Genomic DNA, 25,927 nt, shown 5'->3' with positions numbered 1-25,927 from the left:
AGTTACGAATAACATACCCTTTATGAAACCCATTTCATAAAGGGCTAAGAAGACCCAAGAAAATAACAAATTCAAGAGAGAATAATTCATGAATAAAACAAGAGTAAAACAAGAGTAAAACAAGAGTGAAACAAGAGTGAAACTATACAAGAGTAGAACTATTCAAGAGTAGAACGATGAAAGAGAAGTATGATTAAAGTGAAGAACAGTTTGCTTATAAAATTTGCCGGATCATCATAGAAAGCGGTTACATTTACACCATTATACGAAGGACGTCATTAAAAAACAACGGTTATTTTCAAAATTTTTGAAGTTTTTGTGTTGATAGCTCAGTAAGGCTTGGTCAGAATGGCATTAAAATTTTTGTGTTGACAATATAAAGTATGAGGCGATAAAATGGCATCAAACAAGAGATGAACTAATTCACCTATTTTTTTTGAGAGAAGTGAAACCCCTTTCATAAAACGGGTTACATTATGATTAATTTTGCAGGGATCATTTGATTAAGGTTATGAATAAGGGGAACGGATAGGAAGGTGATAAAAGCTTTTTTTGAATGAATGTTGCTTGAAAATTAAAGCGCTTACTTTTTACTTTATGTGTGGTGTAAATGAGTCATTCGTCAACTTCTGTCTAATCATAATGTTTTTCTTTTTCTGATCGAACGATTGGATTACAAATTACGAAAACAGGGGGAAGCAAAGTATGGTAAGTAAATCAAAAAAAGCTTTTACGTTGTTAACGACATTAGTTCTAATTACTACAGTATTGCTCAGTGCTTGTTCTAAAACTGAGAATACCCCGAAACCGACCAATAACAATACCAATACAGAAAACACAGAGCAAACAAGCAACAATGATCAGCCGAGTGGAGAGCCAACGGTTATCGTTTTTGGTACTCACTGGCAGCCTGGAGATGACCCAAGCTGGACAGATCCAGTAACTGGTGAGCCAGGTATGCCTCCAGATCAGCTTGCAGCTAGAAAAGCAGCTGAAGAAGCCGTGTTAAATGAACTAAACGTAAAAATAGAGTGGAAGCAATATCCTGAGGATATCCGTGAATCATTGCTGAAATCTGTCCTTGCTAACGATCCTATCGTAGACATTGCTTTGCTATGGGGCGGTTCTCAAGGGACATTGCTCGGACAAAATATCTTCCAGCCACTAGATCAATATAAAGACATCTTTGCAGATCCAGACCACGAGTGGATGTTTGGTAACCAAATGTTCGGTGGCGTTTATTTCTTGAACTACATTCTTGAATTCGTGCCACAATGGCCGCTTGTCTACAATATCGACTATCTAGATCAGGTTGATGCTTTGAAGGAAAATGGTCAGACTGTTTATCCACATGACCTTTGGAAAAAGGGCGAGTGGACATGGTCAAAATTCGAAGACTACTTAACGAAAATTAACGAGTTCTATGCTAACAAAATGTCTCCAGTTAGAACGGATGTGCCTATTAAAGCGTTCCAAACGGACTACAGACAAACAGCCTATCATGCAATCCACTCCAATGGTAGTGCGGTGTATGGCGAAAATGGCCTAACAGCTGATTCTGCAGAAGCAAAGCAAGCGATTGAGTACATTGATCGCCTGACGAATAAAAACTTAATGTTTACAGCTAGATACAATGATAGCGAGCCTGGACCAGGCTGGACTTGGAATGCGAATGATTTCGGTAATGGTGAAACGGTATTTACGAATATGGTTCCTTGGCTAGCAGCTGGCGCAGGTCAGGCATTAGCTGAGCGTGGAGAGTCTATGGGGGTTGTTCCATTCCCAAGACCAGATCATTTGTCTGCTGATGATCCGAAGTACCAACAGCACGTTGCTCCTGGTAACCAAATGGCTGTACTGAAAGGTATTGACGAAGAGCGTACAAAGCTTGCACTTGAAGCATACAAAATCTACTGGTCAACTGCATATAAAACATTGGCTAACAGTGATAAAGCGCTTGATTATTTAACGACTCAAGCGAAGGCTGCAGCACTTAACTTTGGTTTAGACGTAACGAACGAAACCTATGGTGAGGCAGTAATGGAAGCGTTCCTTGCTCTATCTGCAGATCCCGTTCCAAACGAGTTTGCAACGATTCTATCTTGGGGCCCAATGTGGGAAGAGCAAATCATGGGTAGCTCGATTTACGGCTTAAACGGCACGCCAAAATATGCAGCTGCAATTGATGCGAATAAAAACCGTATTCTTGACGCGATGAGCTCGACGGAAAGCGCATTGAGTGCTAGTGCGCCTGTAGATAATATGCCTCCGTTCTTTACAGAAACGGTTACTCCGATTGCAGTAGCAGCAGGAACTGATCCAGCAACTGTGAATTGGAATGAATTCGTAAAAGCTGAAGATGGTGTTGATGGCGACATTGCATTTGAAGCGGTTGCTGTAGATACGAGTGCCATTGACTTTACAGCAATAGCAAAATATGAAGGCGGCTTAGCGTTAAGTGTGAAGGATGCTGCTGGCAACGAAGCAAGCAAAAAGTTTAATGTTGTTATTTACGATCCAAATAACACAACTGCACCTACCATTACAGCAAAAGCAGAGTATCGTACGGTTAATGTAGATGAAGATGTTTCAGCGATTAACTGGAAGGATGACTTTATTGATACTGCTGCTGATAAAGACGGCTTTGATGTAAAAGCGAATCTAACGGCTGATGTAAGTGAACTGGATGCAACGACTCCAGGTGAATACGATGTAGTAATTACAGTTACAGACTTTGCTGGAAATACAGCGAATTTGACGCTGAAGGTAAAAGTTGAGTAATTAACGAGGTAGTTCAAAAAGTCCTTCTTTGAAAGCTGGACTTTTTGAACTCGCACTATAAGGTTGTTGAACCGCAATGATAGCGGCACTTCGTAATTATCACGGAGGTAAGGTATGGGCATGAAAAAAAGAGCGTTCAGATTCAGTATGGTTTTAGTCTTAGTTTTAGCCATGTTCATGCCTGCAGGGCTAGGGTCAGGTAACACTGACCCTGCTTTTGCTATTGAGCTGGAGAAGGAAAGCCATGAATATATTGAGGATTCATACGGCGAGTACCTCTCAGCACAAGGGTATGAAGGGAACATGGCATCCGCTGAGGTAAAGGTGGATGTGACGACGTTTAAGGCGCTTGATGGTATGGAAGCGTTAGTTAATGGAGAAGCGGTTACAACGGGTGAACAAGGCGCGATTGAGTGGTCGTTTCAAGTGAAGGAAGCGGGCTTCTACAATCTTTCACTGTCGTATATCCCAGTAAAGGGTACAAACTCGAAAATTGAAAGAAAGCTCCTTATTGATGGTGAAAGCTATTTTAAGGGGATGAATCAATTAGTGTTTAACCGTGTATGGGACAATAGCAACGGGGAAGCCATCATGGAGCGAAACGGTAATGAGATTAGACCTTTAGCGGTAGAAAAGCCGCGATTGACGACGGTGTATATCGGTGATGCACAAAAAAGAAATCTAGAGCCCTACAAATTTTATTTTAGTGCCGGCACACATACGATTACGCTTGAATCCGTAAAAGAGCCTATGGAGATTCATGATCTTACGCTAAAGACTGCTCCACAAGTAAGATCCTATGAAGAAGTGCTGAGCGAGTGGAAGCAAAAGTATAGCGTGTATAGCAAGGAAAACCTTGTCTACCAAGCAGAACGTATCGATGGCAGCACATTAGGTATTGAAAAGTCATCTGTGGACATTACGATGGCTACTGATTATAGCAATCCCAATACGGAGCCTTATCATCCGTACAAAATTAAGCTAAATGCTATTGGCGGACCCAACTGGAGAACGCCCGGAGATTATATCGAGTGGAAGATTGATGTGCCAGAGGAAGGCTTGTACCACCTATCCTTCCGAGGCGTACAAAATACGAACCGTGGCGTAATGTCCTATAGACAACTAAAAGTAAATGGTGAAGTTCCATATCGTGAAGCGATGGCTGTTCCGTTTGCGTTTCACTCTGGATTCGTCAATTACACCATTGGACAGGAAGATGAAGAGTATTTTGTTCTGCTGCAGGAAGGGGAAAATACGATTTCCTTAGAGGTTGTGTTAGGTGAATTTGCAATGCCTCTATCCGAAGTAGAAAAAAGTGTATTTGTTCTTAATGATCTTTATCGAAAAACTGTGCAAATTACTGGACTCGTACCAGACCAATATATTGATTATGAAATTACGAAAAAAATTCCTAACTATTCTGAGCTTTTCCAAGCTGAGAGTGAACGCTTGAAGCGGGTTGTTGACGAATTAGTGAGAATCACCGGTGAAAAGGGCGAAAAAACAGCAATGGTCGAGAAGATGCTGGTACAGGCAGCGGGTATTGCAGCTAAACCTGACACAGTCATTAAAGAGCTCGGTACGTTAGCGAACAATATATCTTCTTTAGGTACTTGGATTACATCGATTTCTGAGATGCCTTTGCAGCTTGACAGCTTCACATTGTATGCTCCTGGATCTGAGCTGAAAAAAGCGAAGCCAAACTTTTTTGTTAGCGCATACAACAGTGTGTCTCGATTTTTCTCTACATTCTTTGTAGACGAAACAGAGATGTTTGGAGATACAAGTGAGGATGCCATTACGGTGTGGGTATCGTCTGGTCGAGATCAGGCTCAAATTATTAAAGATATGATTGATCAAAAATTTACTCCGCAAAGTAATATTCCAGTCAATTTAATGCTTATTCCCGAGGACGTTATATTGCCAGCTACTTTAGCAGGCAACGGTCCAGATGTGGCATTGTCCATTCCGCAAGACATGGTTGTTAACTTCGCCATGCGTAACGCCCTAACGGATCTTTCAAAGCTAGAGGGATATGATGCTATAGCCGAAAAGTTCTATGATAGCGCACTTCGTACGGTTACGTTCCAAGAGGGAGTGTATGCGCTGCCAGAGCAGCAAACCTTCCTCATGATGTTTTACCGCGATGACATTTTATCGCAGCTTGAGCTTACACCGCCAAAAACATGGGATGACGTAGAGCATGTTATCTCAGTGCTCCACGCAAACAACTATGATTTTTACATCCCAGGTCAAGAGCTAGTCCCTTCTATGGTGTTTCAATACGACGGTGATCTATTCAAGGGTGAAGGCAACGATTACGGCATAGAGAGTGCACTGACGGAAGACAATGCGATGAATGCATTTAGTCGTGTGACACGCTTCTTTACAAGCTATCGCCTGCCTGTTTCTGCTGATTTTCCAAACCGCTTCAGAACGGGTGAGATGCCAGCTGGTATCGCGCAATACACGACCTATAACCAGCTAGAGGTATTTGCTCCAGAGATTAGAGGTCAATGGTCCTTCTCTCCACTGCCTGGTATAGAGCGAGCGGATGGCACAATCAATAACCAGGTCGTATCAAGCACAATTAATACTGTTCTTCTTGATGATGCTGACAACAAAGAGGCTGCTTGGGAGTTTATGCAATGGTGGCTGTCGACAGAAACGCAAACAGAATATGCCAATGCATTAGAAGCGATTATGGGATCTGCTGCTCGTTATCCAACCGCAAATGTCGAGGTACTCGATCAACTGCCGTGGTCAATTAAGGATGCCGCACAGATTAAAGAACAGTTCGAGGCTACTGTAGGCGTGCCAGAGGTGCCTGGCGGATATATGACAACGAGGGCCATTGATTATGCGTTCCGCGGCGTCGTTACGAGTGGTGAAAGTCCACGTGAAGCCTTATATCTGAACAACAAGCAGATCGATAAGGAGCTTACAAAAAAACGTCAGGAGTTCCATCTATCCTATATCAGCAGTGATTGAAGTACGTCTTGCAATCTATGGGAAAAGGAGTAAACAGAGAGTATGCTGACAAATCAAACAATCACGCGAAGAAAAAACAATAGGTCATTTTCGAAGATATGGAAAGAGCATGGGGCGAAGTATCTATTAATCATGCCGTTCGCGATACTATTCATCGTGTTCACTGTCATTCCAGTAATGGCGTCAATGGTTATTAGCTTTACATCCTTCAATATGCTTGAAGCTCCTTCATTTGTCGGATTTAGAAACTATATTAATCTCATAGTAAATGATGATATATTCCTGATCGCCGTAAAAAACACATTGTTTTTTGCATTGATTACAGGGCCAATAAGTTACTTAATGTGTTTTGTATTCTCTTGGTTAATCAATGAGCTTACCCCTAAGGTTCGTGCCATTATGACGTTAGTGTTTTATGCACCTTCTATCTCAGGTAATGCCTACTTAATCTGGAAGCTTATCTTTTCTTCCGATATGTATGGTTACGCTAACTCCTGGCTGCTGCGCTTAGGCTTTATAACAGAACCCATTCTATTCTTTGATAATAAGGATTACGTATTTCCAATTCTGATCCTAGTTCAGCTTTGGTTAAGCTTAGGCGTCAGCTTCCTGGCCTTTATTGCCGGACTACAAAATGTAGACAAAACGTTGTACGAAGCAGGCAGCATTGACGGAATTAAAAATCGTTGGCAGGAGCTATGGTACATTACACTGCCATCGATGAGACCTCAGCTTCTATTCGGAGCGGTTATGCAGATTACAGCTTCATTCTCGGTATCCCAGTTATCGATTGAATTAGCTGGATTCCCATCCGTTGAATACTCAGGTCATACGATTCTGACGCACCTACATGACTATGGCTTCATTCGATATGAGATGGGTTATGCTTCTGCGATTGCAACAATCTTATTCTTTACGATGCTGTTTACTAACATTATCGTGCAGAAAGCATTAAGAAGGGTAGGTGCGTAATGTGAGTAGTATTGTTGCGACAATAAAAAAAGCTTATGTATCTAGAAAATTCAAGCGTAGAAACAGAAGCATTATGGGCGATATGTCGCTAACGATCCTTTTAGGGTTGTTCGGTCTATTCAGCGTATGGCCCTTAATCTTCATCATTAATAACGCGTTTAAGCCGTTGAATGAGATCTTTATCTTTCCACCACGATTGTTCGTAATGAGTCCGACACTTACGAATTTTCAGGACTTATTCATCGTCATCGGAAATTCGTGGGTACCGATCACGAGATATATTTTCAATACATTTTTTATTACAGCAGTAGGTACGCTGGGCTCGGTTATTATTGGCTCAATGGCAGCCTTTCCACTTGCAAAGTATGTTTTTCCTGGCTCCAAAACGATGTCAAAGCTGATTGTTTACTCTCTCATGTTTAACGGTACGGTAACGGCTTTGCCGAACTATATCATTATGTCAAAGCTGCATATGATTGACACATATTGGGCATTGTTGCTGCCTTCTATTGGTGGAACGCTGGGACTATTTTTGATGATGAACTTTATGGTTCAGGTTCCAGATGCCTTAATTGAAGCGGCTAAAATTGATGGTGCCAAGGAGCTCACGATTTTCTGGCGAATTATGATGCCATTATCTCGCTCGGCTTGGATTACGTTAATTATTTTATCTTTCCAATCGTTGTGGGGAACGACAGGCGGGGGCGTCATCTTTACGGAGAAACTGAAGCCGGTCAGCTATGCGTTATCACAGATCGTTAATGCAGGTATAGCGAGAACGGGGGTTGCTTCCGCTGTTACATTAATCATGCTTGTTGTACCTGTTGTCGTATTCGTTATCTCTCAAAGTAATGTAATCTCAACGATGGCTACTACAGGTATTAAAGAATAAGCGAGATTGAGATAACGATCAGCAGGTCAATAAACATATGGAAAGGAAGTCTAGCAGCGATGAAGAAAAAGAGGGTTTTATTATTCGTTTTAATATTATGTATGCTTCTTCCCTCCACTCCAGTGTTCGCTGAACATACGCAAGAAACGAATTACATCTATGACTATTGGGGCGATACCCCGAGAAGTCTGCCTGCTTTTGAATGGATGGATACGATCGATCAAGGTCAGCTCGGGCAGATTAAGATGGGGAGTATCGATGATGTATTTGTAAGCAAGGATGAACGTATTTTTCTAGTCGATACATTGGAAAGTAGAGTGAATGTACTAGACGCCAACCTACAATTATTGCAATCCATTAAACTCATTCGAGACGAAAACAATAAAATTATCGTTGATGCTGCCAACAAACAGCTCATGTTAGATAAGCCAGAAGGGGTATTCTATCATGAATACAGCGATGAGCTCTATATTGCGGATACGGGAGCAGAGCGGATTGTTGTCCTAGATGGTCTTACCTATCAATTTAAGCGTATCATCGAACGGCCAGAAAATATGGTCGGCGCTACATTATTCAAGCCTTCCAAAATCGTGGTAGATAAGGATGGGAAAATTAGCGTCATTGTCCAGGGTAGCTACGAAGGCATTATTGAGATTCATAACAATGGGACTTTCTCTAGATACTTCGGCTTGAACAAGCCACGAGTAAATGTGATCGATCATTTTTGGAAAACAATCGCAACAAGTGAGCAAAAGGAAAAGATGGAGAAGGTGTTTGCTCCAGCCTTTAACAACCTTTCGATTGATTCTGAAGGCATGATCTACGCAACAACCTTTGATTCTTCTGCTCAGGATAAAGTGTTTCGCTTTAATTCCAAGGGCGAGAATGTACTGATGGAGAATGGTTACTTTTGGGTCATCGGTGATGTGAATTACTTGTCGGCAGATGATCGCAGCCAATTTGTTGATATCGCTGTTTCAGACTATGGCGTGTATGCATTACTAGACAAAAACAAAGGCAGAGTGTTCCTTTACAACTTTCAAGGAGATCTATTGAATATTTTTGGCTCGATTGGATATTCGAAGGGTGATGTAAGGGAGCCAACTTCTATTACTTGGTTTGGCGACAAACTAATCGTTACGGATAAACAGTTTGCCATCGCACACGTGTATCAACCGACCGAGTTTGGTGAAGCGGCATTGTATGCAGAGAAGCAGTATTACTATGGACAATGGGAAGAGGCTGCAGAAAGCTATGCTAAAACCATTGAGCTGAACAGTAACTATGATATTGCTTATACAGGAGTAGGTAGAAACTATCTCATGCAGGATGAATATGAAGAGGCGATGTATTATTCCAAGCTAGGCAACGCACGCAGCTATTTCTCAAAAGCATTTGCAGGATATCGCAATATTTTCATTCAAAATAACTTCATTTGGCTTGTGATACCGTTTCTACTCTTTGCTGGTTACTTAATTTATTCGGAATACAGATATAACAGGAAGAACGGTTAAGCATAGTTCCATAACCTATTAAATCCGTTTAGAAAGGGTATGATCTGTATTTATGTCTATTATCGAAGATGGAAAACTGATGTTTCATGTGTTATTGCATCCATTTGATGGATTCTATCAAGTCATTAATCATGAGAAGAAAAGATATATCCTTCCTACCTTGATTCTGATTCTTGTCGGTATTGTTGGTGTTTTATCCTATCAATATACAGGCTTTATCTTAAATACTTTTCCGATTCACTATATTAACAGCATAACGATTTTTATTACGACCTTGTTCCCGATCGTCCTGTTTCTTATCAGTAATTGGAGCATTACAACGCTGTTTGATGGGAACGGCTCCATTGGCGACATATTCATCGTGATGTGTTATGCCTTAGTGCCGAAGCTGCTTTTTGATATCTCAGGCATTTTACTAAGTAATGTCGTGACGATGGAGGAGGCACCGCTGTTAAATGCCTTTACGATGATTGGAACCGTATGGTTTTGCTTTCTATTGTTCTGCGGGCTTTGCGTGGTGCATGAGTATACGGCATTAACGAATGTGTTGACGCTCATTGCTACATTCATCGCAGCTGTTATTATTATCTTTCTTGCGATGCTGTACTTTACATTAATGGGTAAAGTGATTGGATTTGTATATTCCGTATTTAGTGAAATAACAAAAAGGTGGTGACGCAATGTGATTAGAAATTTTAGCGAAACAGCAATCAACCGCATCAGAAATGCGGGGGCAAAAGAGATGATCATTGCGGCGATTTTACTTGTAGCCTTTATTTCACTATTTTTTGTACCTTCACAGGTTCAATCTCTAGGCATTAAGCGTCAAGCCATGCCAGAATACGTTAAGGATGGAATAGCTGAAGTAATTGGTGAGCTTGATCAGCAGGCAGGTAATATTAAATTAGCTAGCAATGAAGGTAAGGATTTGTACATTAATACGGAAACGCTCAATATCAAAGTGATTGACACACAAACCCGTACGGAGTGGAGCAGCTTATCGCTCGATAAGGATAGCAGTGTCGTCGATAAGTCTCCGGTTATTATTAAGTATCTCGGTAAGGACGGGGCGTTGTACGAATGGGATGCATATACGTATGCGATTCAAAACAAACGCTATACGCTCAATCAAATTGAAAACGGTGTTCAAATCATATTTGATTTCTTCGAGACGGAATCGTATCGCTTGAATGAGTATGTGCCACAAAAGATATTAGCTGAGAATTATGAAGCTCATTTTATCGATAAGATTGATGAAAAGCTGGCAGAGGGTGCAATTACAGAGGCTCAGGCCTTGAAGTTCAAGGATGCCCTAACCTTAACGTATCAGTATGATAGCGCGAATGATCTGTATTACTACCGATTCGCAGGGCTGCCGCCGTTGTCACTCGTACGTGATCTAATCGCGATGACGAAGGCGATTGACTACACGACAGATATGTTAGTTGAAGAGAGCAGCATTCACGGACTAACTGTTAAAATTACTCAACCAGCTAACTTTATTGTGACGATGGAGGTCACACTAGACAACGGTGATCTCGTTGTTAAGGTTCCGACCTATGAGATTGCTAACAGTAACGACTTCTACACGATGCAAAATATTTCGGTGCTTCCTTCATTCGGTATGGCAGCAGCGAAAAATGTTGCAGACGGCTATATTTTTGTTCCAGATGGCACAGGCGCTTTGTTCAAAATGAATACCTTTAACGGTAAATTTCCGGAATATGAGCGGCCGATCTACAACAACACCTATTACGACAAGCTGTATGAAATGTCTGAATTCCCCGAGGATCTAATGATGCCAGTGTTTGGCCTATATTATACCGATCAAAAGGGCAAAAGCAGCGGTCTTCTCGGCATCGTTGAAAAAGGAGCAGAGCTAGGTAAAATCAAGGTTCAGCTTGGGGTGGAGGATACGTCACTTGGTGGAACGCCTAATAATAAGGTGTTCAGCAGCTTTGATGCGATGCAGTTCTCTCGCGTAAAGGTATTCGGTCCATATAGTGAGGAGGAAGCGCGGTATACCGCTTCAACGGGCGTAATGGATATTGATTATACTGTTCGCTATAAGCTGTTTGCTAGTGAGGTAACTCACTATGAATTAGCAAAGGCCTATCAGAGCTATCTAATTGATCAACACGGGCTGCAGCTGTCCTATGACAATCGTCCGAAGCTATTCTTGGATGTCATTGGCGGACTTATGTTAGAGAAGCGCTTCCTCGGGATCCCTTATGAAAAGTCACAGTCTATGACGAGCTATGACCAACTGCAGGGCATTCTGCAGGATTTAGAGGGAATACCGACGGTTGTAAATTATAAAGGCGTGTTTAACGGCGGATTGCACAATTCAATCGGTAACAAAGCCGAGCTAGTGAAGGCTAATGGGGATAAGAAAGAGCTGGAGCAGCTCATGAACTATGCTGCGAGCAACGAGCATGAGTTATTCTTCAATATTGATTTGATGCGTGTATATGATGATGAGGACGGGTTTAAAGCGAAACGCAATGCAGTATATGGCTTTAACAATAAGCCACAGGCTATTCATCAATATAATCTTGCCCTTGGCATATTCGATACGTATACAACCGCTCAGTATCTGTTAAACCCGTTAAATCTAAGTAACACGGTAGATCGATTCATTAAAGACTCTAGTGGGTTTGACTCTATTTTTGTCAATGATATGGGATCTACCTACTATGCGAGCTATAAGGATAAGGAGATTGTTAATCCATATATCTCAAATTCGATTGTCCATGACAATTTGCAAAAGCTAACTGAAAGCAAAAAAGTAGCTCTTGATAATCCGAATAGCGATAAGCTGCCTTATGCGACATATGCGGCAAATATCTCTCGTGAAAGCAGTGATTACGGAACGATGTATACGTCCGTACCATTTAGACAGCTCGTTATGAATGGATTAACGCAATATACGACGCTAAATGTGAATCTATCGGCTGACCGTAGTGACTATTTTATTCTGCAAGCACTGGAGCTCGGTAGTATTCCGAAGTTTACCATTACCGCAGAAAACGTTGATATTCTTAAGTATTCAGAATTCAGAGAGTACTTTGCAACGGAATATCGCGCGATTAAGCAACGAATGAAGGAGCTATATGAGGAATATAGCGCAGGAATCGCTAAGATTGGCTCAGCAGAGATTGTGAACCATCGTATGGTAGATGAGAATGTGTTTGAAACAACCTATGCATCTGGAGTCAAGGTGATCGTTAACTATAATAAGTTCGCTGTAACCGTTGAAGGACAGCAGCTTGATGCACTTGGCTACGTCATTCAATAGTTATTCTTGAATGCAAAACGCTAAGAGTGTGCTTCCGAAGCAGCGTTTTGCTGCTAAGAAGTATATTCATTCGGGAAAGCAAAACGCTTTAGGAGGTTGGGTAATGGAAGATACCGCACATAAAAGCAGGAGATTTCAGATCTCACATATGAATATGCGAAAGATTCACGGTATCATCTTTGTGCTTCCTTGGTTGCTTGGATTTATATTGTTTTTTGTAAATCCGTTAATAAGCACAATTAAGTATTCATTCCATAAGGTTGGCGTTGCTGATTCCGGAGGGATGAGCCTTGAATATGTTGGCTTTCAAAACTTCATTGATTTGTTCACGACGGAAGTTTCAAGCCAAAGTACGCAGTTTTTACGGATATTTACGGATGAGAATGTAGATATTTTCATCAATACGCCCGTAATCGTTATTTTTAGCTTGTTCTGTGCGATCCTTGTAAATGCTAATTTTAAGGGGCGTGGACTTGCTCGCGTTATCTTCTTCCTGCCAATCGTACTAGGGTTGAAGGTCGTTGTTGATTTAACACTAGTGACAACAGGTGGCGATGTAGCAAACGCTTCGATCACAGAAACGTTTGACAATGGGTTTATATTAAACTTCCTAAGAGAATATACCTTCTTGCCGCGTGACGTTACAAGATTTATTTCGGAGCTAATTAACGGTGTGTTTTTGCTTATCTCACAAACAGGCGTGCAAACACTCATTTTTCTAGCAGGGTTACAGTCGATTAATGCCTCCCTATATGAAGTGGCTAAAATCGAGGGAGCGAACGGCTACGAGGTATTCTGGAAAATTACATTGCCGCTACTTGCAAACATTATGTTATTTGCGATGATTTATACGTTCGTGGATATGTTTCTTAAATCGACCATCTCGACGGAAATCTATTATTTCGCATTTAATAAAAATAGTATTGGTACGGGTTCTGCGCTTTCCGTTGTCTATTTATTGAATGTATTAATCGATTTATTGATCTTGATGCTAGTTATTAACAGGGTGGTGAAGCCATATGACTCAAACTAAAACATCAACAAGAAAGCAAACAAAGCAATTAAATTTATACAACGTAAAAGAGAGCTTTAAGAAAATTCTTTTCTGGTATGCGTTCATATCGTTGATTGTCGGTCTTGGCTTTGCCATTCTGTATCCGTTAATTAAGCTAATACCGACCGTGTTCAATAACCTAGAGGATCTAGGGAATCCTGATGTGGTCTGGGTGCCGATGGAGTTTTCCATTGTCAGCTTTGAAGCCGCAATAAGACTGGTGTTTGGCAATGGGATGCCGATGGTACAATCGATTCTCTACTCGGCTATGATTGCAGCTATCCAAATCTTTGTCTGTGCGCTTGCAGGCTATACGCTTGGCAGAGTGAATTTTTGGGGAAGAAACATTGTCATGTTTCTCGTCATTCTTACATTCGTTGTGCCGCCTCAGTCCTTGCTCATATCACAATATTTGAGCTTCAAAAACTTTGATATTTTCGGCATCTTTACGGCGATTAGTGGCAGCACGGTTGATTTGATCAATAAGCCGATTACGTTGATTTTATTGGCGGTTTTCGGCTTTGGTGTGAAGCAGAGCATGTTCGTGTTTATTTTTAGACAATTCTTTAAAGGACTGCCTAAGGAGCTGGAGGAGGCGTCGCTCATTGATGGATGCGGCTTCTATCAGACGTATTTCCGAATTTGTCTGCCTAATGCGATACCGGCTATTATGACAGTTGGCATACTGTCCTTTGTATGGAACTATGGGGATACCTACTACACTGGCTTTTTCCATCCAGATGGACCGTACTTAAGCATTAAGCTAGCTCAGACCTTTTCACCGGCTAATGTAGACAACATTTTGTATGCTGTGCAAACTTGGTACAATGTACCCGGGGCTAATGTGTTTGCGTTTGATGCGGTGAAACAAGCGGCAGCATTCATTTATCTGTTGCCATTGCTAATTATTTATTTCGCTGTACAGAAGAAACTCGTACAGAACTTTGAACAGTCAGGTATTGTTGGCTAACTTTTGGTTTGCGATGTAATGGTGACAAATCCGGACGGCCTGTGGGTCTACGGAATGTTCATAAAGTTCGGATTTGTTACTACACTTTTTGATCAGACGATAGGTATCACTGACGCTGATCTGGCCTCATACAGTTGCTATTTAATAGTAGGTTGTGTAACCCATTTCAATAAGATGGTTACAGGTGTGTGATATGGATAGATCGACTAGGCCATAAACAAATAAATAGGATGGGTGAGATCAGCTATGACGATTCAGTATGATAATAAAAGTTTTGTTATAGATGGCAAGCGCGTTTTCCTTAATAGTGCAGCAATTCATTATTTTCGCATGCCGAAGGAGGAATGGCGAGACGTACTTACAAAGGCTAAGCTTGCTGGCATGAACTGTATTGATACTTACTTTGCTTGGAATGTACATGAAGCAGAGGAAGGCAGCTTTAACTTTGAAGGTGATTACGACTGTGGTGCATTTATCGACCTTTGCGCTGAATTAGGACTATGGGTCATTGCTAGACCAGGACCATTCATCTGTGCAGAGTGGGATTTTGGCGGTTATCCTTGGTGGTTATCTACAAAGGAAAATATGCAATATCGCATCGATCATGAGGAGCATTTACGCTACGTATTTCGCTATTTTGATCAGCTGCTGCCAATCATCTCGTCTCGGCAGCTAACAAAGGGCGGGAACGTCATTCTCGTTCAGGTAGAGAATGAATACGGCTATCTGGCGGAGAGTGAACGCGGTAAAAACTATATGCGCTTGCTTCGTGATGGCATGCTAGCTCGCGGAATAGAGGTTCCTCTTATTACGTGTGTCGGCGGGGCTGAGGAAACGATTGAATGTGCGAACTTCTGGTCAGGTGCTAAGCATCATTACAATCAATTAGTAACGAAGCAGCCAGACACTCCGAAGCTGGTAACAGAGTTTTGGACCGGATGGTTCGAGCATTGGGGCGGCTCTGCAGCGTTGCAGAAAACAGAATTGCTTTATGAGAATAGAATGCTGGAGACAATTGCAGCGGGCTTTGATGGTATTAATCATTATATGTTCTATGGTGGAACGAATTTTGGCAGCTACGGCGGAAGAACTGTAGGCAGCAGCGATATTTTTATGATCACGTCCTACGACTATGATGCGCCGCTTAATGAATACGGGCGAACGACTGAAAAGTACTATTCAGCGAAGAAGCTGTCACAATTTACTGGAGTGATGTCTTCGTTCCTATTGGAATCGCAGGAGGCAGATGTCTCATCTATTAAAGCATCTGGAGGCCTAGCGATAGCTGGACTTCAGATGGATGAGCAGCGGCTTCTGTTTGTGGAAAATAAGAAGGAGGAGCGGGACAGCTTCTTTATTACCCTGCATGATGAGTTAACGTTACCGATCACACTGGAAGCTGGTCAGATGATTCCGGTGCTGAATCGGATTAACGTAATGGACGGTCTAAGCCTAACGATGGGTGGCTATCTTATTGGCAATGAAAGTTATGCGAATCGTCAGGTGCTAATCATTAGCGGTGGTAAGGGACAGCGATTGTCTGTGCTGCTTGAAGCTGTTGATGAGCTGGAGTGGACAGCGAGTGATTATCCGTCTGTTCGATATACATGGCATAATGAAAGGCAATTACTGCTTGACCTCTATAGCTTCGAGGAGCCACAGCTTATTACTATGAAGGTGAACGGTCGACTCGTAGAGCTTGTCGTGTTGAATGCAGAGAGCACGAAACAAGCTTGGCGGGTTAGTCATTCAACGGCGGACTGGATTATTGGCTGCAAGGATATCTCAATTACTGCAGAGGGAGTGCTGGAAGGGGCACAGGATGATAGCAGAACAACGCTATACATTGATGAACAAAGCAGCAGCTTCTCTTATAATTCACCGGCATCCCTGAGCAGCCGCAATACTATGACTCAGGCTGAAGTGCCGCAGCTAACGAGCTGGTCCAGCTCACAGGTTATGCTAAGCAGCCCATGTGGAATTGTGCTGCAGCGTCCAGTTGGCTTTGCAGAATTTGGTCAAGAAGCAGGATACTTGCTATATTCCCATGAGCTGCATTGTGATCACGCAGGTGAAACAACGATTGCGATCTCAGCTCTGCAGGACCCTGTGCGCGTATACGTTAACGGTAAGGAGCAAGGGTTCATAAGGGATGTCGGAGCTGGAAGCATTCGCTTGCAGCTGCCGCAGGGACGTAATCAGCTTCAATTTCTCGTGCAGCATATGGGCCGATTGAATTTTTCGCCTTATCTTGGTGAGGAGAAAGGAATTTCAGGCGCTGTGTATAAAGATGCAGACGTTGTTGATTTCCGCAGTGGTTGGCAGCTAGAGAATGCCATGGTGGATTTGTCGCAAGTGAATGCTGTGGGCGATACTAAAACGTTAAAAAAGACATGGCATATGGAAGCAGGCAAGCGTGTATTGCTTGTTGGAGCAATAAGCTTACCACTGAAAATTAATGGGGTTAACGTTGAGCTCGAAGGCTATGCAAATTGGTTTAAATTCCATACGGCAGACCTCACTTCCTATCTGCAAGCTGGATCGAATGCGTTCGAAATGGAGTATGTAGCTTCTCCGATTGATCGATTGCAGCTTATTGTATGCGATGAGCAGCATCGACTGGACCCGTGGCAGGTTGTCTCACTGGGTGATTTACAAGTCAGCGAGCGATCGGCCTCGAGCCAGCAAAAGGGAGGACCAGCGTGGCAGCGCTGCAGCTTTACTTGGTCGCAAGCGGATATGCCAACTCATGCTAGGCTGAAGCTGCGTCTAACAGGAATGAGCAAGGGCTTTATTAGGTTGAATGGCAGAAACCTTGGACGATATTGGCAGGTTGGTCCGCAGGAGGATTATAAGCTGCCGCTTGCTTGGCTAAACGATGGGATCAATACGCTTGAGCTGTTCGATGAGCAGGGAAGATTGCCGCATCGCGTAAAGCTGCTGTTTGACAATCACACATCTATGCCATGGACAGAGCTGAAAAGTCATGTTCTAATCTAATAGTAATAAAGTAGTAGGTTCGTGTATTGTGCACGAACCTACTGTCACATGTATATAAATATGTATAAATATGTTAGGTTTTAATTATTTTTGCTATAATATGTGAAAGTAATATGTGGACATTAGTTCGGAGGTTCTACTGTGATGAAGCAGATGACAATATACGATATTGCCAAGCTTGCCAATGTATCTGTGGCAACGGTGTCTAGGGTAATTAATGATACGGCACCTGTTAAGGATTCAACACGCAAAAAAATAGAAGCACTCATTCAGCAATATCAATTTCAGCCGAATGCTATGGCACGGAGCCTGTTGAAGAAGGAAACGGGAATTATAGGCATTATTGTTCCGGATCTGACTAACCCGTTCTATACAGAGGTGTTGGCTGGTGCTGAAACGGAAGCATATTCAACAGGGCATACGTTTCTATTGATGAACGCAATCGGTAATTATGAGAAGGAATCGGCGTATTTAAGCATGCTGCGCGAACGACGCGTAGATGGCATGTTATTTCTCGGAGGCCGAATCAATCTTAAAAATGGTGATGAGGAGCTGGATCAAGAGCTTATTCAGCATGCATCATCGATTCCTACCGTGCTGATTAATGGTACTGTAAAAGGTAACGTACTAACCCGAGTAGCCACCGATGAATACAAGGGGGCGTGTATGGCTGTACAGTATCTTATCGATAATGGACATAAGCACATCGCCTTTTTAGGCGGTGAGATGCATATGAGTACGACCTCCAGTAAGCTGCGTGCCTTCAAGAAGACTTTGAAGGATGCTGGACTAACAGTACGTGAGGAGTGGATCCTGCCGGATAGCTTTTCCATCGATTCCGGACGGAAGCAAATGGAGCATTTGCTTTCTTTGAAGAAGCAGCCTACCGCAGTGTTCTGTGTCAATGATTTTGTAGCGATTGGTGCGATTAAAACCGCAATTGATCATGGCGTTCAGGTGCCAGAGGATATGTCAATTGTCGGCTTTGACGATATTCCGCTTGCGCATCATTTTATACCAGAGATTACGACCGTATCGCAGGAGGCAAATGAGCTTGGACGTACGGCGATTCAGGTGTTGCAACGGATGATGAATCAAGAGAAAGTGAAGAAGCATACCGTTATTGAGCCTAAGCTGATGGTTAGAAAAAGCTCGGCATCACTCCGAGCAATTGCAGCGCCTGCGAAGCAGCAAGCTTGAACGTCATTGCTTCAATGGAAGGCTAACGCGACAGAAGCTAACGTTTGGCGTGTGACATCTGAACGAGAGTGTCTGAAATAGTAGAAAGATGTATCGGAAACAGTAATCTATATCGTTAATATAGAATAAAGAAGACCTTCTAGCTACTGCGATAGAGCAGTGCAAGAAGGTCTTTTTTTGTTGTATGGAATGTTTCTAACCTAATCTACAAAGTTCAGTATATCTAACGGCTTTTCAAACTTATATTTTGCCGGTATGTTTTCATGATTTTTACATCCCCATAAAGCTAAACCAAAATCAACACCAGCATCTCTGGCACATTCATAATCGTAAATCGTGTCTCCTATGTAAATTGAAGATGAGGGTTCAGCTTTTGAAATCTCTAAAAATTTCAAAAGTGGTTCTGGATTTGGTTTATGTTTCTTCGTATCATCTGCACAAACTATGTATGAAAGATATTTCATTAGACCAAATGGTACAAAATCGTCTTTAAGTTCTTGTGTCGTTTTTGATGTGACAATACCTTGGTTTACCCCCTTAATCATTAGTGTATCTAAAAGATTATTGATTTCATTGTATACATGAATTAAATGATAGAAGTCTTTCATAAAAAAATTCCATCTTTCATTAGCCTTATCAATATTATCTATTCCTAGTTTAGGCAATGAATCGGAACCTGGAATCCCTAATACAAAGGACAATTTTGAGCGTTCAATATCCTTGTTGTAATCTATCTTTAGGAGCTTTTGAAGTGAGCCCAAAACCGCATCTTCTGTATTTATAAGTGTTCCGTCAACATCAAAAATAATGGTCTTATACATGGATACGGTAAACCTCCTATAAGTTACTGTGCACCTATATCATTGTATCATTTAAGATTGGTTGCATTCAAATAATTGATTCGGGGTTCTAGTTGGAGTAATGAACATAACAACGATATAACGCTACATAAGAAGTGCTTAAGAATGTCGAGTAAATTCCTTATATACTGGAAACATTATGTTAGACAACATTCATTCTAACCTCAGCTTGAATAAAGTAAGGGTAAAGCTTATAGTATATTCAAGCAAATGTTTGAATGAAGAGGTGAACGGCATGAGCCTATGTGAAACGTATTGCTATAACGAAGAGAAGGTTACCAGCATTCAAGCGGCGATCAAGCTTGAGGAGCTTCAGCTTGTATCGCAGCTGTTCAAGGCGTTAGCCGATGTGAATCGCTCGAAAATTATTTATGCCTTATGCCAATCAGAGGAGCTATGTGTTTGTGATATAGCCCATATTATCGGTGCGACCGTTGCGACAACCTCCCATCATTTACGTGCCATGAATAAAAGTGGTCTGGTGAAGTTTCGTAAGGAGGGTAAGCTAGCTTTTTATTGTTTAGATGATGATCATGTTCGCTCATTAATGGGAATCGCATTAGAACATAGCAAGGAGCTGAAGCATCATGAGTAATGGAAGCGAGCAAGCGAACACCTATCACTCCTATCGCGTGGAAGGCTTTACCTGTGCGAATTGCGCCGGCAAATTTGAACGTAACGTAAAGGAAATCGAAGGGGTGCAGGATGCTAAAGTGAACTTTGGCGCTTCAAAAATTTCAGTTGCCGGCAGCGTTACAATTGCTCAGCTGGAGCAGGCAGGGGCATTCGAATCATTGAAAATTACGACTGATGAACCGGCTAGTAGCCGCTCTGCTGCAGCTACATCTAATGAAGCGAAGGAAAAGCCCTCGTTCTGGCAGACCTATCATTTGCTGCTATATTCAGTACTGCTTATCGTGCTAGGTTACTTGTCCTACGGCATCAATGGTGAGCAAAATCTCGTTACGATCTTATTGTTTCTTGCAGCAACAATGATTAGCGGTGCTAAGCTGCTAAAGATAGGCTTGCAAAATTTGCTGCGATTAGATTTTGATATGCGTACGCTTATGACCGTTGCCGTGATCGGTGGCGCCATTATTGGAGAATGGGCTGAAATCGCTGTCGTTGTTATCCTGTTTGCGGTTAGTGAGGCGCTAGAGCGTTATTCGATGAATCGAGCAAGACAATCTATCCGGCAGCTTATGGATATTGCGCCTAAGGAAGCGTTAATACGCCGTGGCAATCAAGAGCAAATGGTTGCAGTAGAAGAGATTATAATCGGCGATATTATGCTCGTTAAGCCTGGTCAGAAGATCGCTATGGATGGACTCGTTGTTCAAGGTCAATCTGCAGTTAACCAAGCAGCCATTACAGGGGAATCGATTCCTGCCGCCAAGGGGGTTGGCGATGAGGTGTTTGCTGGTACTCTGAATGGAGAAGGCTGGATCGAGGTTGAAATTACGAAGCATGTTGAGGATACAACGATTGCACGAATCATCCATCTCGTAGAGGAAGCGCAAGCTGAGCGTGCACCTGCCCAAGCATTTATCGATAAATTCGCTAAAGTCTATACACCCGCTATTATGCTCGTTGCTGCGCTTGTTGCTGTGCTGCCTCCACTATGGTTGGATGGATCATGGTCGACTTGGGTGTATCAAGGGCTTGCGGTGCTTGTGGTGGGTTGCCCATGCGCATTAGTAATATCAACACCAATCTCGATTGTATCTGCGATTGGTAATGCCGCTAAACAAGGTGTGTTAATTAAGGGCGGGATCTATCTAGAAGAAATGGGCTCAGTGAAAGCTGTTGCCTTCGATAAGACCGGAACGCTAACGGAAGGTGTGCCAAGCGTAACGGATTATGAGGTGCTTGAGGAAGCAGACGCCGATCAGCTGCTGGCGATTATTGCTGCACTGGAGCATCGCTCGCAGCATCCGCTTGCTTCAGCCATTGTAAATAAGGCACATGAAGAGGACGTTGACGATTCAGCAGTTAAAGTTGAAGGCTTTACCGCGATAACAGGTAAAGGGATTAGCGGCAGCGTTCAAGGGACTACGTTCTATGTAGGGAGTCCGAGATTATTTACAGAGGAGCTTGCTATCCGGCTGCCACAATCGCTGCAGCAGCGAATTGATGAGCTTCAGCAGCAGGGCAAAACGGTCATGCTGGCAGGGATGGATAACCGTGTATTAGCATTAATTGCAGTAGCCGATAAGCTTCGCAGTTCAAGTCGGAAAGTGCTGCAGGAGCTACAAGCGCTAGGTATTAAGCAGACGGTTATGCTGACAGGCGATGCACACAGCACAGCGCAATATATTGGCCGAGAAGCAGGAGTAACGAATATTGAGGCTGAGCTGATGCCAGAAGAGAAGCTTCAGCGAGTGAAGCAGCTGCAAGAGCGTTACGGCAAAGTAGCGATGGTAGGCGATGGTGTCAATGATGCGCCAGCGCTCGCTGCCTCAAGCGTTGGTATTGCGATGGGGGGAGCGGGAACAGACACCGCGCTGGAGACGGCAGATATCGCCCTGATGGCGGATGACTTAAGCAAGCTGCCATTTACAGTAAAGCTCAGTCGTAAAGCGATGCAGATCATTAAGATCAATATCGCCTTTTCCATCGGCATTAAGTTGATTGCTTTGCTGCTCGTTATTCCAGGCTGGTTGACGCTATGGATAGCCATTACGGCAGATATTGGCGCTACGCTGGCCGTTTCACTTAATAGTATGCGATTAATGCGTATGAAGCAGTGAAGCATAAGAAGGTAGTTAACGGAATAGATATGATTGATGATACGTGTTTAATTAAGCTTGCAGCTAGATCATGGCAACGAAGTCCATAAACTAGCTGCAAGCTTTTTTTGCGCTGCTGGAATGAAGTTATTGTATGTTTATGGAAAATAATGTATGATGACGTTGGAGGTGAAAGCGAATATGATATGGGTCATCGTAATTGTCGTATTGCTCCTAATCGTCATCGGTGCTTTTACATCTGAAAGTCCAGGCTGCGGCACCTGTCTGCTGCTTGTTTTAATCATATTCGTCCTGTGGAGGCTTGGCGCGGGAGCATTTTTATGGAATATACTCCGCTATTTATACCAAGAACTATCAAAGCTGTTAGCATAGCACCGTGAGGGTGCTTTTTTTATGCTTAGAAAACTAGTTAATTATAACTACGAAATTATGATACCTATTGTATATAAATAGGCAAAAAGGTATATTGTAGGAAATGACTTTTGAAGGAGGAAGTTGATTGAAAAAAATAACGAGCTTGATATGTCTTAGTTTTATAATAATGATTATTACTGCTACTGCAGTAGGAGCTAGCGCATCAGCAAGAACAGATTTTAAAGGACATTGGGCTGAGAATACAATACTTAAATGGCTTGACGAGGAATATATTTATGGATATTCCGATGGCACGTTTAGACCTCAAGCTACTATTACTAGAGCAGAGTTTGTTACTATTGTTAATAGAGTTTTTAATATACAGGTTAAAACACCTGACCAGAAAATGAGCTTTAGAGATTTACCATCAACACATTGGGCTTACTATCCAATGATGACAGCCGTATATAAAGGATATGTTTCCGGCACAAGTAAGGAGAAGATTTCCCCGAGTGCCACGATAACTAGACAAGAAGCAATAGTAATGCTAGTAAGATTGTTAGAGGTAACAGGCGATGGAAAACTATCCTATTCCGATAATAATAAAATTGCATCATGGTCACGTTCTTCCTTTGGAGCACTTGCTGCTAACGGTATAACGTTCGAGGATGAAAAGGGACAAGTACGTCCTATAGATAAGCTAACAAGAGCAGAAACGGTGGCAATTGTAGATCGGTTGAAAACAAGTTTACCATTACCTGCTCATTTAAGTAACAATGAGAAGGAAGAAGATATTACATTAGCCATAGAAGGGTATGGAAAATTACAGTTATTAAAGAATCAAGTCCGATCAGAAAAAAATTATGGTGTGAAAGGATTTCATGAAGACCACTCAGATTATTATGTCATTATTCCTCAACGTTTTGCAAATAAAGATGTAACCTTAAAAATCCAATTATCATCGAAACTACAAGACAAGACACTTATAGCGTCGGCACCTCTAGAGGAAGCAGCAGTTACTATCTCTTCAATGATAAATGAGGATGGTAAACATGAACTGGGATCACCTGAGTATGCACAGCACTTCTCTAATGATAAAGGTGTTATTACATTAACATTCAACGCCTCACAGGATCATATCGTCAGAATAGATGGGAGATTCATTAACCTAACTGTTGAACCAATATTTCAGGACGGATTCAAGATTAAAAAAGAGAATGATAGACTTTTTTTGAATAACCCACTATTACAGAACGGCGATATGGTGTATTATTCCATTCCATCAAGTAGCACAACAAATGGTTATTCTTGGAGTAATTCTGTGTATTATTACGATAATGACTATAAATTAGGTTCAATATTAAGTGAAGATCGAATATATTTACTTAATGATCTTAAACCTAAAGGAAAGTTAAACGTAGAGGTGGTAAGGAAAGGTAAAACCATCTACTTAGGTGATGTACCATATGATCTTAACGAAGCTACAACGAAAGTTTTAAATGAACGTGATTATACAATCTCATATGTAAATAAAGAAGAACTAAATGAATTTAATGGCGTGAGTTATAGGCATTATTATCAATATTCCATTGATATGGACGACTATATTAAGAAACACTATCCAACTGCAAGATTTTATGAAACGACTTCACGTTTAGGCAATGATAGATCAATTGGTTTTACAAAAGAAGATCAGAAATGGACGATTGATAATGAAGAAGATATATCTAAGAAGCTTCCCGTATCTCTAACAAGCTATGACTATGAATATGGTAATAGTCGGGATGAAATAAGTATTCATGCTGAAGCCGAACACTATATTACACTGTACGATAGCAATAGGAAACTAATAGAAACACTACAGATTTACATTGATATTCCGCAGCAACATTTAGGTGACGGTATATCAAAAAAAGGAAACATTGATATAGATAAGCTCATTGCTACGAAGGCTAAGCTTAACAACGTTACATCAAATGTGAATTTCACGTGGTCCTACGGTACGTATAAGCCGCAATATTATGATGTATATGAAGAAAATAAACAATATCCTATTCAGGTGTTAACAAAATTCAAGCCGGATCTGAATTATTACGAGTTTTACTTTGAACCTAATGCTGAAGATACGAAAGAACCATTGATCATCAACTACGATGTTTTAAATGGTATGAATGTAAATGTTGATATTGAATATCGTAAGCATGGAAAATTTGTGAAACGTGATAGGGAGAAAGAACAGGGTATTGTTGTGGAACTAGACAAGGATCATGTGGTAGACATTCGAATGATCGTGAAAAACCCATACAATGACACCGAAAGCATATATCAGTTTGTTATTAAACCGAAACGATCACTTCAGCAAGAATTGAGCTTTTCTCCATATGATATGTCAATAAATCAACTGTTGCCTGGTGATCAAGTAACATTGAATATTCCTTCTTCATTAACTCTCACTGGAAAACAAGTGAATAAGATGATAACGATTAAGAAATACCAGCAAAGTTACTTTCTGAGCGATGACGAAAAAACTATTCTAAAGACTAATGTAAAGGGGAATATAAAGGTCAAGGTTACTCGAGGTAAGGGTGTAGTTTACGAAGGAAACTACAACTATAATTCAACACCATTAAAAATGTTTGATGGAGCAAACTATAAAATTCCCATTACTCAATACGATTCAGAGCAGCTGAAGAAGGAGCGAGGGGTTATTGGCTCTACTATTTTCTATGCTGGGAAAGTAGATCTGAGTAGCATTCCTAATGCTAGATTTGCTATAGCTCTGTACAACTATGATTATCCTAGTACGTATGAAGCTTTTAACTCGTATAGAATGACATACGATAATATCGATGATGTCAAATACGAATCGGGAGTTGTAGTGTTCTTTAAGGGAGATGAAAAATATAAGCTAGAACAACATCAAAAATTGTATTTTGTTGTGTTCGATAAGGATTTATATCCAATTGGAGTCGTTAAAGTTAATTTAAAGCTTACGGAAAAGTATATTCATCCACGAGCAGTATTTAAATAGTAAAAAAAACGAGAGTTTAATAGTGACCTTTTGTAAGAGTATTAAGAAAACCGATACTATACAAGAGCTGTAAAATGTAGATAAGTGAAGCACTGTCTCTTTCATGAATTGTCAAAGAAGTACTATGTACTTCGCGAGGGAATTCGGCAAAGAGCAGTGCTTTTCTATAATCCTCGATTCAACCATTGGTTGATTTTATTAATGAATAATTACAATTAATCGTTAGCAAACGTTAGCTTTTCGTTTTATGCTTAATGGGA

Annotated in this window: 16 protein-coding genes; 15 read left to right on the top strand and 1 reads right to left on the bottom strand. The window is 41.5% G+C overall.

Going from position 1 to position 25,927, the window contains the following annotated elements:
* Window positions 1-705 precede the first annotated feature (705 nt).
* The 11 genes from M3180_RS15580 (at window position 706) to M3180_RS15530 (ending at window position 18,672) form a co-directional block, all read left to right on the top strand.
* Complete coding sequence (locus tag M3180_RS15580; RefSeq protein WP_251669187.1) at window positions 706-2,781, top strand: hypothetical protein; 2,076 nt, start codon at window positions 706-708, stop codon at window positions 2,779-2,781.
* Window positions 2,782-2,895: 114 nt separating this feature from the next.
* Window positions 2,896-5,772, top strand: a complete 2,877-nt coding sequence (locus M3180_RS15575) for an extracellular solute-binding protein (protein ID WP_251669185.1) — start codon at window positions 2,896-2,898, stop codon at window positions 5,770-5,772.
* 42 nt (window positions 5,773-5,814) lie between these two features.
* Entirely contained in the window at window positions 5,815-6,744 is a 930-nt protein-coding gene (locus M3180_RS15570) for a carbohydrate ABC transporter permease (RefSeq protein WP_251669183.1), read from the top strand.
* 1 nt (window position 6,745) lies between these two features.
* Window positions 6,746-7,636, top strand: a complete 891-nt coding sequence (locus tag M3180_RS15565) for a carbohydrate ABC transporter permease (RefSeq protein ID WP_251669181.1) — start codon at window positions 6,746-6,748, stop codon at window positions 7,634-7,636.
* Window positions 7,637-7,695: 59 nt separating this feature from the next.
* On the top strand, window positions 7,696-9,150 hold the full coding sequence (locus M3180_RS15560; RefSeq protein WP_251669179.1) for a hypothetical protein: 1,455 nt from the start codon (window positions 7,696-7,698) through the stop codon (window positions 9,148-9,150).
* A gap of 52 nt (window positions 9,151-9,202) precedes the next feature.
* Entirely contained in the window at window positions 9,203-9,826 is a 624-nt protein-coding gene (locus M3180_RS15555) for a Yip1 family protein (RefSeq protein WP_251669177.1), read from the top strand.
* 6 nt (window positions 9,827-9,832) lie between these two features.
* A complete protein-coding gene (locus M3180_RS15550) occupies window positions 9,833-12,448 on the top strand; it encodes a DUF5696 domain-containing protein (protein ID WP_251669175.1) in 2,616 nt (871 codons plus the stop codon).
* Window positions 12,449-12,551: 103 nt separating this feature from the next.
* Window positions 12,552-13,481: a carbohydrate ABC transporter permease gene (locus tag M3180_RS15545; RefSeq protein WP_251669163.1), complete on the top strand. Its 930-nt coding sequence runs from the start codon at window positions 12,552-12,554 to the stop codon at window positions 13,479-13,481.
* A complete protein-coding gene (locus M3180_RS15540; protein ID WP_251669162.1) occupies window positions 13,468-14,472 on the top strand; it encodes a carbohydrate ABC transporter permease in 1,005 nt (334 codons plus the stop codon). The genes M3180_RS15545 and M3180_RS15540 overlap by 14 nt, the downstream gene beginning before the upstream one ends.
* A 246-nt stretch (window positions 14,473-14,718) precedes the next feature.
* A complete protein-coding gene (locus M3180_RS15535; RefSeq protein WP_251669160.1) occupies window positions 14,719-17,472 on the top strand; it encodes a beta-galactosidase in 2,754 nt (917 codons plus the stop codon).
* Window positions 17,473-17,616: 144 nt separating this feature from the next.
* Window positions 17,617-18,672 (top strand): LacI family DNA-binding transcriptional regulator, encoded by a 1,056-nt coding sequence (locus M3180_RS15530; RefSeq protein WP_251669158.1) that lies wholly within the window; start codon window positions 17,617-17,619, stop codon window positions 18,670-18,672.
* Between the two features lie 200 nt (window positions 18,673-18,872).
* On the opposite strand, the gene M3180_RS15525 is transcribed toward M3180_RS15530, so the two are convergent.
* Window positions 18,873-19,493 (bottom strand): HAD family hydrolase, encoded by a 621-nt coding sequence (locus M3180_RS15525; RefSeq protein ID WP_251669156.1) that lies wholly within the window; start codon window positions 19,491-19,493, stop codon window positions 18,873-18,875.
* Window positions 19,494-19,767: 274 nt separating this feature from the next.
* On the opposite strand from M3180_RS15525, the gene M3180_RS15520 reads away from it, so the two are divergent.
* The 4 genes from M3180_RS15520 (at window position 19,768) to M3180_RS15505 (ending at window position 25,667) form a co-directional block, all read left to right on the top strand.
* The gene (locus M3180_RS15520; RefSeq protein ID WP_251669154.1) at window positions 19,768-20,127 is read left to right on the top strand and encodes an ArsR/SmtB family transcription factor; all 360 of its coding nucleotides are present in this window, start codon (window positions 19,768-19,770) and stop codon (window positions 20,125-20,127) included.
* Window positions 20,120-22,282: a heavy metal translocating P-type ATPase gene (locus M3180_RS15515; protein ID WP_251669152.1), complete on the top strand. Its 2,163-nt coding sequence runs from the start codon at window positions 20,120-20,122 to the stop codon at window positions 22,280-22,282. Before M3180_RS15520 ends, M3180_RS15515 begins: the two co-directional genes overlap by 8 nt.
* Before the next feature lie 153 nt (window positions 22,283-22,435).
* On the top strand, window positions 22,436-22,654 hold the full coding sequence (locus M3180_RS15510) for a hypothetical protein (protein ID WP_251669150.1): 219 nt from the start codon (window positions 22,436-22,438) through the stop codon (window positions 22,652-22,654).
* Between the two features lie 127 nt (window positions 22,655-22,781).
* Complete coding sequence (locus M3180_RS15505; protein WP_251669148.1) at window positions 22,782-25,667, top strand: S-layer homology domain-containing protein; 2,886 nt, start codon at window positions 22,782-22,784, stop codon at window positions 25,665-25,667.
* The last annotated feature ends 260 nt before the right edge of the window (window positions 25,668-25,927 follow it).

It is taken from the genome of Paenibacillus camelliae (assembly GCF_023715345.1).
Lineage (GTDB): Bacteria > Bacillota > Bacilli > Paenibacillales > Paenibacillaceae > Pristimantibacillus > Pristimantibacillus camelliae.
This window is presented reverse-complemented; position numbering and strand designations above follow the sequence as displayed.

Excerpts from the sequence above, each read along its gene's own strand:
- M3180_RS15580 (WP_251669187.1), top strand. The coding sequence starts at position 706 with ATGGTAAGTAAATCAAAAAAAGCTTTTACGTTGTTAACGACATTAGTT.
- M3180_RS15575 (WP_251669185.1), top strand. The coding sequence starts at position 2,896 with ATGGGCATGAAAAAAAGAGCGTTCAGATTCAGTATGGTTTTAGTCTTA.
- M3180_RS15570 (WP_251669183.1), top strand. The coding sequence starts at position 5,815 with ATGCTGACAAATCAAACAATCACGCGAAGAAAAAACAATAGGTCATTT.
- M3180_RS15560 (WP_251669179.1), top strand. The coding sequence starts at position 7,696 with ATGAAGAAAAAGAGGGTTTTATTATTCGTTTTAATATTATGTATGCTT.
- M3180_RS15555 (WP_251669177.1), top strand. The coding sequence starts at position 9,203 with ATGTCTATTATCGAAGATGGAAAACTGATGTTTCATGTGTTATTGCAT.
- M3180_RS15545 (WP_251669163.1), top strand. The coding sequence starts at position 12,552 with ATGGAAGATACCGCACATAAAAGCAGGAGATTTCAGATCTCACATATG.
- M3180_RS15540 (WP_251669162.1), top strand. The coding sequence starts at position 13,468 with ATGACTCAAACTAAAACATCAACAAGAAAGCAAACAAAGCAATTAAAT.
- M3180_RS15535 (WP_251669160.1), top strand. The coding sequence starts at position 14,719 with ATGACGATTCAGTATGATAATAAAAGTTTTGTTATAGATGGCAAGCGC.
- M3180_RS15530 (WP_251669158.1), top strand. The coding sequence starts at position 17,617 with ATGAAGCAGATGACAATATACGATATTGCCAAGCTTGCCAATGTATCT.
- M3180_RS15525 (WP_251669156.1), bottom strand. The coding sequence starts at position 19,493 with ATGTATAAGACCATTATTTTTGATGTTGACGGAACACTTATAAATACA.
- M3180_RS15520 (WP_251669154.1), top strand. The coding sequence starts at position 19,768 with ATGAGCCTATGTGAAACGTATTGCTATAACGAAGAGAAGGTTACCAGC.
- M3180_RS15515 (WP_251669152.1), top strand. The coding sequence starts at position 20,120 with ATGAGTAATGGAAGCGAGCAAGCGAACACCTATCACTCCTATCGCGTG.
- M3180_RS15510 (WP_251669150.1), top strand. The coding sequence starts at position 22,436 with ATGATGACGTTGGAGGTGAAAGCGAATATGATATGGGTCATCGTAATT.